This window comes from Mannheimia indoligenes (assembly GCF_036880405.1).
In the GTDB taxonomy this organism is placed as follows: domain Bacteria; phylum Pseudomonadota; class Gammaproteobacteria; order Enterobacterales; family Pasteurellaceae; genus Mannheimia; species Mannheimia indoligenes.
In genome coordinates this window covers 102,141-114,881 of record NZ_JBAJJM010000002.1, presented here as the reverse complement: position 1 = coordinate 114,881, position 12,741 = coordinate 102,141, and the positions used below count along the sequence as shown (strand labels likewise).

General features: G+C 37.3%; 15 protein-coding genes. 2 read left to right on the top strand and 13 right to left on the bottom strand.

The window, feature by feature from the left end:
* The 7 genes from tolR to V6W77_RS02335 form a co-directional block, all read right to left on the bottom strand.
* The gene (gene tolR / locus V6W77_RS02365) at positions 1–441 is read right to left on the bottom strand and encodes a colicin uptake protein TolR (protein WP_025236338.1); all 441 of its coding nucleotides are present in this window, start codon (positions 439–441) and stop codon (positions 1–3) included.
* 139 nt (positions 442–580) lie between these two features.
* A complete protein-coding gene (gene tolQ, locus V6W77_RS02360) occupies positions 581–1,261 on the bottom strand; it encodes a protein TolQ (RefSeq protein WP_025236339.1) in 681 nt (226 codons plus the stop codon).
* A gap of 21 nt (positions 1,262–1,282) precedes the next feature.
* Complete coding sequence (ybgC, locus tag V6W77_RS02355; RefSeq protein WP_025236340.1) at positions 1,283–1,684, bottom strand: tol-pal system-associated acyl-CoA thioesterase; 402 nt, start codon at positions 1,682–1,684, stop codon at positions 1,283–1,285.
* 160 nt (positions 1,685–1,844) lie between these two features.
* Complete coding sequence (gene ybgE, locus V6W77_RS02350) at positions 1,845–2,132, bottom strand: cyd operon protein YbgE (RefSeq protein WP_334253676.1); 288 nt, start codon at positions 2,130–2,132, stop codon at positions 1,845–1,847.
* A complete protein-coding gene (locus V6W77_RS02345; RefSeq protein WP_080686558.1) occupies positions 2,132–2,230 on the bottom strand; it encodes a cytochrome bd oxidase small subunit, CydX/CbdX family in 99 nt (32 codons plus the stop codon). The genes ybgE and V6W77_RS02345 overlap by 1 nt, the downstream gene beginning before the upstream one ends.
* 14 nt (positions 2,231–2,244) lie before the next feature.
* The gene (gene cydB / locus V6W77_RS02340) at positions 2,245–3,378 is read right to left on the bottom strand and encodes a cytochrome d ubiquinol oxidase subunit II (RefSeq protein ID WP_334239095.1); all 1,134 of its coding nucleotides are present in this window, start codon (positions 3,376–3,378) and stop codon (positions 2,245–2,247) included.
* 12 nt (positions 3,379–3,390) lie between these two features.
* Entirely contained in the window at positions 3,391–4,941 is a 1,551-nt protein-coding gene (locus tag V6W77_RS02335; protein WP_334253675.1) for a cytochrome ubiquinol oxidase subunit I, read from the bottom strand.
* Between the two features lie 409 nt (positions 4,942–5,350).
* Between V6W77_RS02335 and V6W77_RS02330 the strand changes: the two genes are divergently transcribed.
* Entirely contained in the window at positions 5,351–5,677 is a 327-nt protein-coding gene (locus V6W77_RS02330) for a DUF5339 domain-containing protein (RefSeq protein WP_025236344.1), read from the top strand.
* Positions 5,678–5,811: 134 nt separating this feature from the next.
* Here V6W77_RS02330 and groL read toward each other — a convergent pair whose 3' ends face one another.
* From groL to secM, 6 genes are all read right to left on the bottom strand, one after another.
* On the bottom strand, positions 5,812–7,452 hold the full coding sequence (groL, locus tag V6W77_RS02325) for a chaperonin GroEL (RefSeq protein ID WP_188156590.1): 1,641 nt from the start codon (positions 7,450–7,452) through the stop codon (positions 5,812–5,814).
* Positions 7,453–7,511: 59 nt separating this feature from the next.
* Positions 7,512–7,802, bottom strand: coding sequence for a co-chaperone GroES (locus tag V6W77_RS02320; RefSeq protein WP_025236286.1), 291 nt, complete (start codon positions 7,800–7,802; stop codon positions 7,512–7,514).
* Positions 7,803–8,013: 211 nt separating this feature from the next.
* Entirely contained in the window at positions 8,014–8,574 is a 561-nt protein-coding gene (locus V6W77_RS02315) for a YceI family protein (RefSeq protein ID WP_334253674.1), read from the bottom strand.
* Positions 8,575–8,714: 140 nt separating this feature from the next.
* Complete coding sequence (gene mutT / locus V6W77_RS02310; protein ID WP_188156593.1) at positions 8,715–9,125, bottom strand: 8-oxo-dGTP diphosphatase MutT; 411 nt, start codon at positions 9,123–9,125, stop codon at positions 8,715–8,717.
* An 88-nt stretch (positions 9,126–9,213) separates the two neighbouring features.
* Positions 9,214–11,928: a preprotein translocase subunit SecA gene (gene secA, locus V6W77_RS02305; protein ID WP_334253673.1), complete on the bottom strand. Its 2,715-nt coding sequence runs from the start codon at positions 11,926–11,928 to the stop codon at positions 9,214–9,216.
* Positions 11,929–11,985: 57 nt separating this feature from the next.
* Positions 11,986–12,306, bottom strand: a complete 321-nt coding sequence (secM, locus tag V6W77_RS02300) for a secA translation cis-regulator SecM (protein ID WP_334253672.1) — start codon at positions 12,304–12,306, stop codon at positions 11,986–11,988.
* A 118-nt stretch (positions 12,307–12,424) separates the two neighbouring features.
* Here secM and V6W77_RS02295 point away from each other — a divergent pair, with 118 nt between their 5' ends.
* Positions 12,425–12,730: a DciA family protein gene (locus V6W77_RS02295; RefSeq protein WP_334253671.1), complete on the top strand. Its 306-nt coding sequence runs from the start codon at positions 12,425–12,427 to the stop codon at positions 12,728–12,730.
* Positions 12,731–12,741 lie beyond the last annotated feature (11 nt).

The following is a 12,741-nucleotide window of genomic DNA, read 5'->3' as shown; positions in this document are numbered from 1 at the left end:
TTATTTGCCTTCAGTCATTAAACCCACTGATTTAACCCCTGCATCTTTAAGTAATGTGATACCTTTCATAATTTCTTCATAAGGTACAACTTTATCACCGGCAACTAAAAATAATGTATTATTATCTTTTTGAAATTGCTCTCCGGCATAAGCGATCACTTCTGCTTCAGAAATATTATCTTGCCCATTACTTTGCACATAGTTACCATCAATTTTTAATTTATATGCCCCCACACCCGCCACTTCTAAAATAACAGGCGTTTTATCTTCATTTGATACAGATTGACTATGTGTATCTTCAGGTAAATTAACTTCCACACTTTGACTGATAATAGGTGCTGTTGCCATAAAAATAAGCAATAGTACTAACAATACGTCTAGGAATGGAACAATATTAATTTCCGATTTAATGTCATTACGTTTTACACGACGAATCGACATATTTTCCTCTTTTAAGATGCTTTTGCATCTATCATTAATTTATATAACGTAGCACTTTTAACTACGCATTATTACTTTACAAGCGGTCGATTTTTTACTGAATTTTGCAAATTTTTATCAGAAAGAAACCGCTTGCTATTTATCTTTTTGAAAAGGCTTGACGATGTAATAAGGTCGTAAATTCATCAATGAAATTCACATAACCTTGTTCTACTTTACCTAAACGTAAGTTTAAACGGTTATATGCCATAACTGCTGGAATTGCCGCAAATAGACCAATCGCGGTTGCAATTAATGCTTCTGCAATACCCGGTGCAACAGATTGTAAGGTTGCTTGTTTAACTGCACTTAACCCCATAAATGAGTGCATAATTCCCCATACTGTACCAAATAAGCCAATATATGGGCTAATTGAACCTACGGTGCCTAAAAACGGGATGTAGTTTTCTAGGCTTTCCATTTCACGGTTTAACGCCAAATTCATTGCACGAGTTGAACCTTGAATGATAGATTCAGGTGCATCAGGATTTGCTTGTTGTAAACGGTTAAATTCTTTAAATCCAACATAGAAAATTTGTTCTGAGCCTGTTAAAGCATCACGACGGTTTTCTAAACCTTGATGTAAGCGGTTTAAATCTTCGCCAGACCAAAAACGATCTTCAAACGTCAATGAGTCTTTTCTCGCTTTTGTTAATACCTTACTACGCTGGATAATAACCGCCCAAGATAAAATTGAAAATACAACAAGGATCAACATTACGATCTTGACCACAATACTTGCTTCTAAAAACAACGATAGAAGGCTAAATTCAGTTTGCATTAATAAAACTCCGAATAGTTTTTAAATAGAAAAATTAATTTTTTGTAATGCTTGACGAATATCATCAGGAATTGCAACAGGTTTCATTTTAACGAGATCAACACTGGCAACTGTTACAGTTGCCTCACTTAAGCAGATATCTTGTTTCCACAAGGTTTGCTTAAACACCAAAGTAGCTTTTTTAAACTCTGAAATGGTTGTTTCTACGTTTAATAAATCATCTAAACGTGCAGGTAGCTTATAGTCTATCTCAATTTTTTTCACGACAAAAGCGAGAGATTTTGCAAAAAGTGCCTGCTGAGAAAAATTGTATTGCCTTAAAAATTCCGTTCTAGCTCGCTCGAAAAAATTAAGATAGTTAGCGTGATAAACTACCCCACCAGCATCAGTATCTTCGTAATAAACCCGAATCGGAAAATGCATACTTTTTCCTCTTTCTTCAAAATGAAAAAACGCCCAAAATTTAGGCGGAAAATTGGTTGCTATTGTAGAGATAGACAAATCGTTGTGCAAGTATATTTTGAGTTTAATCGTAAAAATATTTTTTACCTATCAAAAACAAATAGAGGCATTAAAAATGCCTCTATTTCATTAATAAAATACATAAAGATGGAATGACAATAAGATAACCTACTATCGGTAAAAAAATTGCTTTCCAAATCGTTGAATGAATTTCAAATCCAACCCCGTGTATCCACAAAATTGCCATACCATAAAAGATGAGCATCACTAAATACGGTGTTTTTCCTCCAAAAGTAAGAGCAAAAGCGGTCGAATTTAGTAAAATTATTGCAAATAATGCGGTGGCTAAAATAAAAGAAAGGGCTTTTAACAAGCCCTTTGCTGTTAAGTTATAAAGAGTATTAATCATTACTCGTCAAACTTACCTGTTTTTTCAATGCTGATAGTGATTACTGTTGCAAAGAAAATTGCAAGCATTACACCTAACACCCAAGTTACATAAAACATAATGCACTCTCCTATTAGTAAGCTGATTTATTGTGTTCTAAGTAACTCGCATCTAAGCGACCATACATTTTGATGTATGACCAAATAGTATAGCCTAATACTGTTGGAACGAAGATACACGCTACTACTAACATTACTGTTAATGTTGTTTGACTTGCGGTTGCATCCCACATCGTTAAACTCATATTAGGATGAGTAATTGATGGCATTACAAATGGGAACATTGAAACTGCCGCCGTTGTAATTACCCCAACAATCATAATAGATGATGAGAAGAACGCAAAGCCGGAACGATTTGCTCTTGATGCAACGATAGTAAGCAATGCACCAATTACCGCTAATGCCGGAATGATCCATAATACAGGCATTGCCGCATAATTTCTGAACCAAGCACCTGTTTCAACTGCTACTGTTTTATTAGTAAATACAGATTGTGCATTGTGATCAATTTGGCTTGTTACTACAAAACCATCTTTGAAATATAACCATACACCTGCAAGAACAAAGGCAACTAATACAACTGCTGCTGTAACTTGTGCTACTTTTCTTGAATTATTATGGAGCTCATCTGTGGTTTTCATTTGTAACCAAGTTGCACCCTGTGTTGTTAGCAGCATTAAACTAATCACACCACATAATAATGCAAATGGATTTAATAAACCAAAGAATGTACCTGTGTATTGTGATTGGTTAATGCTGTTAAATTCAAATGGTACACCTTGTAATAAGTTACCAAATGCAACACCGAATACTAATGATGGTACAAATCCACCGATTAATAGCCCCCAGTCCCAAGCATTACGCCATTTCGGACTATCAATTTTGGCACGATACTCAAAACCAACAGGGCGGAAGAATAACGCTGCTAATACTAGCACCATTGCAATATAGAAACCTGAGAACGAGGTTGCATATACTGTAGGCCACGCTGCAAATAATGCACCGCCAGCGGTTAATAACCACACTTGGTTACCATCCCAGTGAGGAGCAACTGTGTTGATCATAATACGGCGTTCAACATTACTCTTACCAATCACAGGTAAAAGGTTTAATACGCCCATAGTAAAGCCATCAGTAATGGCGAAACCAATTAATAATACTATGATTAAAATCCACCAAATAAAGCGGAGAAATTCATAATCGAGCATTTTTAACTCCTATTATTTAGCTGATTGTTCAAAGTAGTAACGACCTGTTTTTAATGCACTTGGTCCAAGTCGTCCGTATTTAAACATTAAGTACATTTCTATGATTAAGAACAGTGTATATAAACCACATAACAAGCCGATCGTAAACCATAAATCGCCTGTTGTTAATGCAGAGTTTGCTACACCAACAGGTAACATCTCATAGATAGCCCACGGCTGACGACCATACTCGGCTAAGAACCAACCAGATTCAATTGCGATCCACGGTAATGGGATACCACATAATAACGTTCTTAATAGGAAACGACTTTGCCCTACTCTACCACGCATATTTTGAACAAACGCAGCAATGATCAATACCAACATAATCACACCTGAAAGCATCATCACACGGAATGCCCAGAAAGTAGGACCTACATTTGGAATAGTATTATCCGCTGCTTTTTGGATTTGCTCTTCTGTTGCATCAACTACATTGTCTGTATATTGTTTTAACAATAAGCCAAAACCTAAATCTTTTTGCACTGCTTTAAAGCCTTCTTTATCTGCTTCTGTATAGTTACCAGAACGTAATTTTTCTAGTAAACCGTAAGCAACAATACCGTTACGAACACGTTGTTCATTGATTACACGGATATCTTTTAAGCCTGTAATTTCAGTATCTAAAGAACGCGTTGCAATAATACCGGCGGCATAAGGAATATGAATTGAGAATTCATTTTTCATTTCTGCTGTATTTGGAATAACAAATGCATTCCACGCAGCCGGAGCAGGTTGAGTTTCAAATTCACCTTCCATTGCAGCTAATTTTGTTGGCTGAGCTTTCCCGATTTCATAACCGGACTCATCGCCCATAATTAATACCGCAATAATCGATAATAAACCAAAACTTGCACCTACAGAGAATGAACGTTTAGCAAATCCTAAATCACGACCTTTTAAGATGTAGTATGCACTAATACCTAATACGAAAATAGAACCACAAACATAACCTGCTGTTACAGTATGTAAAAATTTAGATTGCGTAACCGGATTTAGTAACAATTCAGAGAAGCTTGAAAGTTCCATACGCATTGTTTCAAAGTTAAACTCTGAAGCAACCGGATTTTGCATCCAACCATTAGCTACTAAAATCCACAATGCAGATAAGTTAGAACCAAATGCAACACAGTAAGTCGTTAATAAGTGTTTAGCTTTTGATAAACGTTCCCAACCAAAGAAGAACAAGCCCACAAATGTAGATTCTAAGAAGAATGCCATTAAGCCTTCAATCGCTAATGGAGCACCAAAGATATCACCTACATAATGAGAGTAATATGACCAGTTCATACCAAACTGGAATTCCATTGTAATACCAGTTGTTACACCTAGAGCAAAGTTAATACCAAATAACTTACCCCAGAATTTAGTCATATCTTTATATACTTCTTTACCCGTAGTTACATAAAGTGTTTCCATCACAACAAGTACGAAAGAAAGACCTAATGTAAGCGGTACGAATAAGAAGTGATAGAGTGCAGTTAAAGCAAACTGCAAACGTGAGAGTTCAACTACGTCTAACATCTCAAACCTCTTATTTATTAATATAATAATTTGACAAATAGATTACCGAAAAGTAATCGCCCACAAATTTTCACTCAATTCTAACAATAACCCAAATTGGTTAAATTTATAATAAAGTGTCGGAAAGTATTCTACCTGTAAATAACCAATTAAAAAATAGTAATTTTGTTATATTCGTCACAAAATTGGTTTATTTATGTAATAAATTCTATATAACCCACTAAATAACTAGGTTATAATAAACAAATTTATAACAAATAATTTACCATTTTAATATATATGGATCTTTTAGCAAAAAAGATCCACTTAATAGATGACTTTTATTTAAACTTCTGCTAGTATCGGCTGGCTTTATATTTGATAATAAGCAAAACATTGAATTTATTAGCACTTAATGTGTGGAGAACGCATGCTTAAAAGAATTTTAGGAGTTACACTTTGTGCAGTACTGGTTTCAGCTACTGCAATTGCGAATGTGAAAACTTCATCACTTACAGTTGCAAAACCTACTTTAAGTAAAACATTACCAACTGAATGTGAGAAAATGTTTAACACCGCAAATAAATTAGTTTCTGATGCAGAAAAACAGCCGGGTACTCATACTCAATTGGTTAAAATGAAAAATAAACTTTCTTCAACAAAGCAACAGATCCTTAAAATGGATACTGTTCTACAACAAAAAAGTTGTGAAAAAGGTTTAACCGCATTAAATAACCTAAGGCAAAAACATCAATAAGAAAAAGCCAAGCTAGAATAGCTTGGCTTTTTATTGCAAACTTTTCTACAAAAATGACCGCTTGCAGTTCTTCTAATAAATAAAATAAAAGCTACTGAGTTTTTCAGTAGCTTTTATTTATTAAGAACAAACGATTACATCATTCCGCCCATTCCACCCATACCGCCCATTGCGGCTGGATCTAATTTTTCTTCTTTTGGTAAGTCTGTGATCATACATTCTGTCGTGATCATTAAACCTGCAATAGAAGCTGCAAATTGTAATGCTGAACGGGTTACTTTAGTTGGATCTAAAATACCCATTTCTAACATATCGCCATACTGCTCTGTACCTGCATTATAACCATAGTTACCCGAACCATCTTTCACGTTGCGAGCGACTACTGAAGACTCTTCACCGGCATTTGCTACGATTTGGCGTAAAGGTGCTTCCATCGCACGAAGGGCAAGTTTGATACCCACATTTTGTTCCTCATTGTCGCCTTTTAAGGTTGCTGCTACTTTGCTTGCTGCACGCACTAAAGCTACACCACCTCCCGGAACGATACCTTCTTCCACTGCGGCACGGGTAGCGTGTAAGGCATCATCAACACGGTCTTTCTTCTCTTTCATCGCTACTTCTGTTGCCGCACCAACTTTGATAACTGCCACACCGCCGGCTAATTTTGCTACACGTTCTTGCAGTTTTTCTTTGTCGTAGTCTGAAGTCGAATCTTCAATTTGTTGACGAATTTGTGCTACACGACCTTTAATTTGTGTTTCATCACCAATGCCGTCAATAATCGTGGTGTTATCTTTTGAGATAACCACACGTTTTGCTTGACCTAACTCTTCTAATGTCGCTTTTTCAAGTTCCATACCGATCTCTTCAGAAATCACGGTACCCGCAGTTAAGATAGCAATATCTTGTAACATCGCTTTACGGCGATCGCCAAATCCTGGTGCTTTCACTGCAGCTACTTTTACAATACCACGCATTGTGTTCACAACAAGCGTTGCTAATGCTTCGCCTTCGATGTCTTCTGCAATAATCACTAACGGTTTGCCCGCTTTCGCCACACCTTCCAACACCGGTAATAATTCACGAATGTTAGAGACTTTTTTATCCACTAAAAGAATGTACGGATTCTCCAACTCTACTGTGCCAGCTTCAGGTTTATTGATGAAATATGGTGATAAGTAGCCGCGATCAAACTGCATACCTTCAACCACATCTAACGCATCTTCTAAACCTGTGCCGTCTTCAACAGTAATTACGCCCTCTTTGCCCACTTTTTCCATCGCTTGAGCAATTAATTTACCGACGGTTTCATCTGAGTTTGCTGAAATTGTCCCAACTTGCTCGATCTCTTTGGAAGTTTCACACGGTTTTGAAATCACTTTTAATTCTTCAACAACTGCGGCAACTGCTTTATCGATACCACGTTTTAAATCCATTGGGTTCATACCGGCTGCAACCGCTTTCAAGCCTTCATTTACGATCGCTTGAGCTAATACCGTTGCAGTTGTTGTACCATCACCGGCGGCATCATTGGCTTTAGAGGCAACCTCTTTCACCATTTGAGCACCCATATTTTCAAATTTATCTTCTAATTCGATTTCACGAGCAACCGATACACCATCTTTAGTAATCGTTGGAGCACCGTATGCACGGTCCAATACCACATTACGACCTTTCGGACCTAAAGTTACTTTTACTGCATCAGCTAAAATATTCACGCCTTTTAACATTTTTACGCGTGCATCATTACCAAATTTAACGTCTTTTGCTGCCATTTTCTTTTCCTTTTTGATGTGTGTAGGCGTATGTAATACACTCCTACATTACAATTAATTTATTCTACAATCGCTAAAATATCGTGTTCTGCTAAAATTAACACTTCTTCGCCATCAATTTTCTCGGTTTTCACGCCGTAGCCTTCATTGAAGATAACGACATCACCTACTTTAACCGCTAAGGGTTGAACCGAACCGTTCTCTAAAATTCGACCTGTACCTACTGCAATTACTTTACCACGGGTTGATTTTGTTGCTGCCGAACCGGTTAAAACAATACCACCTGCCGATTTTGTTTCAACTTCTTCACGTTTTAAAATAACTTTATCGTGTAATGGACGAAGTGCCATATTCTGTTCCTCTTATAAATTGATGATTGATAATTCTACGCAAAAAGCGTAACGTCTAACAATATAAAGGCGGATTTCATACTTTCAAGGGCAAGCGGTGAAATTTGTAAAAAATTTTGCAAACTTCACCGCTTGGTGGTGGAATTTCAGTCAAATAAAGAGAACGAAAACCATAAAAAAATCCGCACATAAGTGCGGATTCGCTTAATAATTACTGCTTCGCTGCTTCAATTTGAATTGCAATTTCAACGTCTTTTGTCATACCTACATCAACAAGGTAGTTCATACCCCATTGGCTTCTGTCGATAGTCGTTACGAAATCGCCGCCACATACTTCAGCTTTTAACATTGGGCTTTGATAGCAGTTGAATTTTGTCGCTTTTAAGGTTACCGGATGAGTTTTGCCTAATAAGGTTAAATTACCTTCTACTTCCGTTACTTTTTTATCGGCAAAATGGAATTTGGTTGAAACAAAACGCATTTCAGGGAATTTTTCAACGTGGAATAAATCAGCCGATTTTAAGTGATTGGTAAAATCTTGGCTACTTGCTTGTAAACTGCTTACCGGAATAGTTACATCAATTGAGCCGGTACTTTTTTCTACATCAAGCTGTAATTCACCTGTTAAATTGTAGAAACCGCCCACGTTGCTACTTGTCCCAAAGTGGTCAATACTAAATCTTGCATTTGCGTGATATGGGTCAATTTTATAAGTTGCCGCATTTGCAGATACAGCAGCAATAGCAGCTACTAACATAACGATTTTTTTCATAAAATTTCCTCGCTTTAATTGTCGATTTGTTAAATTTTAGTTAAGGAACTTTTATTCTATCCAAATAAAGATAAGGAATAAATGTGCGTTATGAAAAAAGATTATTTCTTTAAAAGAAAGAATAGCAGATTAAACAACTACTATTCTTGATTTTCTATTTCTGCTTTTAGACGTTTAATCAATTGTGCATTAGCCGGTGGGAAAGCCCCTTCATCTAAATCAGATTGTGCGATCCAAAAGCCCTCTTGCCCTTCTCGACCAAAGGGTTCATTTACCCATTCTTCCACTAAGTAGAAGAAAAATTCAATAATCTTGTTTGGATATTCAAAGCTGAAACTTTCATAGGGAAAAGCACTTAGCACTTGAATACCGATTTCTTCTTCTAGCTCACGTTTAAGGGCTTCTTCAGGGGTCTCACTGGCATCAACCTTACCGCCCGGAAATTCTAATGATTGAGCGAAGTCTTGCCCTTCTAAGCGTTGAGTCAAATAAATTTGCCCAAATTCGTTGCGGATAATACCGGCTGATACTTGAATAATCGGTTTTGACATAGATTTCCTCTACTCTTTCTATAAACTCAAGCGGTCAGATTTAGACGATAATTTGCAAATTTCTGTCTAAAAATAACCGCTTGTATCATTATGCGTATCTCGCTTTATTGCCGTGACAATGTTTATATTTTTTGCCTGAACCACAAGGGCAAGGATCATTACGACCAATGTTTAAGTTTGCTAACTCTTCATCACTTAAACTTTCAAGATCAACTTGCTGTGCTGGCTCATCGATTGGTGATTGCTCCGCCGCTTTAGCTTCCATTTCTGCTTGCAAACGTTGAGCCTCTTCCACCTCTTCTTGGCTACGCACTTGAATACGGCTTAAAATGCTAATCACATTTAATTTTAAGGTGTTAAGCATATTGGTAAACATTGCAAAAGACTCTTTTTTGTACTCTTGCTTCGGATCTTTCTGAGCATAGCCACGCAAGTGAATGCCTTTGCGTAAGTAGTCCATAGAAGAAAGATGCTCTTTCCATAATTCATCAAGATTTTGTAGCATTACACCTTTTTCAAAATTACGCATTACTTCAGCACCAACTTTCTCTTCTTTCGCTTTATATTCTTCAATAGCGATATTGAGAATACGCTCACGCAAGGTTTCTTCGTGTAGATCTTTTTCGGTTTCTAACCAGTGAGAAATTGGTAAGTCTAAGCCAAACTCTCGGCGTAAACGCTCTTCCAAGCCCGGTACGTCCCACATTTCTTCAATAGATTGAGGCGGAATGTACTCACTGATGGTGCTATCAAATACATCTTGGCGAATAGTTTCAATCATTGAAGAAATATCGTCTGTGTCTAATAAATGGTTACGTTGTTCGTAAATCACTTTACGCTGTTCGTTCGCTACATCATCATATTGCAATAGGTTTTTACGACCATCAAAGTTATGAGCCTCCACTTTTGCTTGAGCCGAAGCAATCACTTTGGTAAGAAGTTTCGATTCCATCGCTTCGCCTTCTTCAGTAAAGGCTTTACGCATCATATTCAATTTACCTTCATTGAGGTAAATTCGCATCAACGAGTCATCTAATGATAAGTAGAAACGTGATGAACCCGGGTCGCCTTGACGACCGGAACGACCACGCAGCTGGTTGTCAATACGGCGAGACTCGTGGCGTTCTGTACCAATAATGTGCAAACCACCTGCTTGCATTACCGTGTTGTAACGCTCTTGCCACGCTGATTTAATTTCATCAATTTGTTCTTGAGTTGGGTTTTCAAGTTTGGCAATTTCCATTCTCCAGTTACCGCCAAGCACGATATCGGTACCGCGACCAGCCATATTCGTTGCAATAGTTACTGCACCCGGTGCACCTGCTTCTGCCACAATTTCTGCTTCTTGGGCGTGGAATTTTGCATTTAATACGTTGTGAGGAATACCCGCTTTAGTTAATTCTGCCGATAATAACTCCGATTTTTCCACCGATGCTGTCCCCACTAACACAGGTTGCTGGCGTTCCATACAATCTTTAATTTCAGTAATAATCGCCGCAAATTTTTCTGCTTCACTTTTGAACATTAAGTCAGTGCGATCTACACGGATAACCGGTCTGTTTGTTGGCACAACAACGGTATTTAAGCCGTAAATTTGTTGGAATTCAAAAGCTTCGGTATCTGCTGTACCTGTCATACCTGCTAATTTTTCGTATAGACGGAAATAGTTTTGGTAAGTAATAGAAGCAACGGTTTGGTTTTCGCCTTGAATATTCACACGCTCTTTTGCTTCAATCGCTTGATGTAGACCATCAGACCAGCGACGACCTGCCATTGTTCGCCCTGTGTGCTCGTCAATGATGACAATCTCGCCATCTTTTACAATGTAGTCCACGTTGCGTTCAAACAATTTATGAGCACGCAACGCCGCACTAACGTGATGTAAAAGCGAAATACGAGCCGGGTGATATAAGCTCTCCCCTTCTTCCATCAAGCCCATTTGAGTAAGGAAATCCTCTACTTTCACCATACCACGCTCAGTTAAATGAGCCTGTTTATTTTTCAGATCTAGGGTAAAATCACCCTCGCCTGTGTATTCTTCGGTATCTTCTTTATCTTGTGCGATCAAATGCGGAATAATTTGATCTACTGCTTGATAAATTTGAGTCGCATCTTCCGCTGGTCCTGAAATAATTAATGGCGTACGAGCTTCATCAATTAAGATAGAGTCCACCTCATCCACTAATGCGTAATGTAATTCACGTTGAAAACGTTCATTTCTATCGTGAGCTAAATTATCACGCAAGTAGTCAAAACCTAATTCACTATTGGTTGAATAAGTAATATCTGCTTGGTATGCCGCACGTTTAACCTCCGGCGGTAAACCAGGAATGTTCACGCCTACGGTTAAGCCTAAAAATTCAAATAATGGACGGTTAGTTTCCGCATCACGGCGAGCAAGGTAATCATTTACGGTTACAACGTGAACCCCTTTACCGGTTAAAGCATTTAAATAGCAAGGCAGAGTTGCAGTTAATGTTTTCCCTTCACCAGTACGCATTTCGGCAATATTACGCCCGGTTAAAACCATACCGCCAATAAGCTGTACATCAAACGGACGCATACCTAACACACGTTTACTCGCTTCTCGAACCGTTGCAAAGGCTTCAGGCAATAAACTGTCTAAGGTTGCCCCATCTGCTAAACGGAGTCTAAATTCAGCCGTTTTGGCTTTTAATTCTTCGTCAGATAGCTGTTCAAATGTCGGCTCAAGTTTATTAATTTGCACCACTCGTTTTCTTAAACGTTTTAGCGTACGGTCATTGCTTGAGCCAAAAATAGAGGTAAGTAATTTTGAAATCATTGTATTTTCCTAAATATAAATATTGTTAATTAATTGATTTTAAAATGAAATTTATAGTTAGGCGTAAGGTCCTGCTCGAATTGGATAAATATTTTGTTTATCCAAGCGGTAAGATTTAGTAAAAAATTCGCAAAAATTGACCGCTTGTGGTTTAATTTCCACAATATTGTGGTTCAATTCTGCGATAAAAAGTGATTGTTGCTCTAGCTCATTCGTAGCTTGAGCATACTGAAGAAAAGATTGATTGATAACTGCTTCTTGCTCACTTTCATTTGGATTAACCGCCTGAATTTCAGGTAACGCAAGCATCGCAACCATTCCGAAAAAAAGTTGCGACCAAAAAGGCGTTTTATGAAAGTGTTTAAAAAATAAGCTCATTAAGTTAAGATTAAATAAAAATTTAAGTGATTATACGCTAAATTTAATCAGAGTTATCAAATAATTGGGTCAAGTAACGTAAAATCAAGTATAAAAATAGAGATAAAGTAAATAATAGATGAAAAATTCAGCACCTAAAAAGATTAACGAAATTTTACAGAACTCCACTTTAAGTCGAATTGTCGAAAAGGCAAATTTTGTGAATGATTTAAACCAAAAAATTCAGAAAATCTTGCCGGAATCTTATCGTGGGCTTTACCGAGTGGCAAATTTAGTTGATAATCAACTCATTATTAATGTACAAAGTGCAACCGTGAGGCAAGGTTTATTGTTACAACAAACTGCTCTGTTAGCACAGATACAAACCGATTTACCTGAAATAACCCAGCTTGAATTTAGAGTAAATCCGAGCGTTAAAATTTAAAAAGAGGAAAA

Bases quoted from the DNA above. Each gene is read 5' to 3' on its own strand.
- tolR (WP_025236338.1), bottom strand. From the start codon at position 441: ATGTCGATTCGTCGTGTAAAACGTAATGACATTAAATCGGAAATTAAT.
- tolQ (WP_025236339.1), bottom strand. From the start codon at position 1,261: ATGCAAACTGAATTTAGCCTTCTATCGTTGTTTTTAGAAGCAAGTATT.
- ybgC (WP_025236340.1), bottom strand. From the start codon at position 1,684: ATGCATTTTCCGATTCGGGTTTATTACGAAGATACTGATGCTGGTGGG.
- ybgE (WP_334253676.1), bottom strand. From the start codon at position 2,132: ATGATTAATACTCTTTATAACTTAACAGCAAAGGGCTTGTTAAAAGCC.
- V6W77_RS02345 (WP_080686558.1), bottom strand. From the start codon at position 2,230: ATGTTTTATGTAACTTGGGTGTTAGGTGTAATGCTTGCAATTTTCTTT.
- cydB (WP_334239095.1), bottom strand. From the start codon at position 3,378: ATGCTCGATTATGAATTTCTCCGCTTTATTTGGTGGATTTTAATCATA.
- V6W77_RS02335 (WP_334253675.1), bottom strand. From the start codon at position 4,941: ATGTTAGACGTAGTTGAACTCTCACGTTTGCAGTTTGCTTTAACTGCA.
- V6W77_RS02330 (WP_025236344.1), top strand. From the start codon at position 5,351: ATGCTTAAAAGAATTTTAGGAGTTACACTTTGTGCAGTACTGGTTTCA.
- groL (WP_188156590.1), bottom strand. From the start codon at position 7,452: ATGGCAGCAAAAGACGTTAAATTTGGTAATGATGCACGCGTAAAAATG.
- V6W77_RS02320 (WP_025236286.1), bottom strand. From the start codon at position 7,802: ATGGCACTTCGTCCATTACACGATAAAGTTATTTTAAAACGTGAAGAA.
- V6W77_RS02315 (WP_334253674.1), bottom strand. From the start codon at position 8,574: ATGAAAAAAATCGTTATGTTAGTAGCTGCTATTGCTGCTGTATCTGCA.
- mutT (WP_188156593.1), bottom strand. From the start codon at position 9,125: ATGTCAAAACCGATTATTCAAGTATCAGCCGGTATTATCCGCAACGAA.
- secA (WP_334253673.1), bottom strand. From the start codon at position 11,928: ATGATTTCAAAATTACTTACCTCTATTTTTGGCTCAAGCAATGACCGT.
- secM (WP_334253672.1), bottom strand. From the start codon at position 12,306: ATGAGCTTATTTTTTAAACACTTTCATAAAACGCCTTTTTGGTCGCAA.
- V6W77_RS02295 (WP_334253671.1), top strand. From the start codon at position 12,425: ATGAAAAATTCAGCACCTAAAAAGATTAACGAAATTTTACAGAACTCC.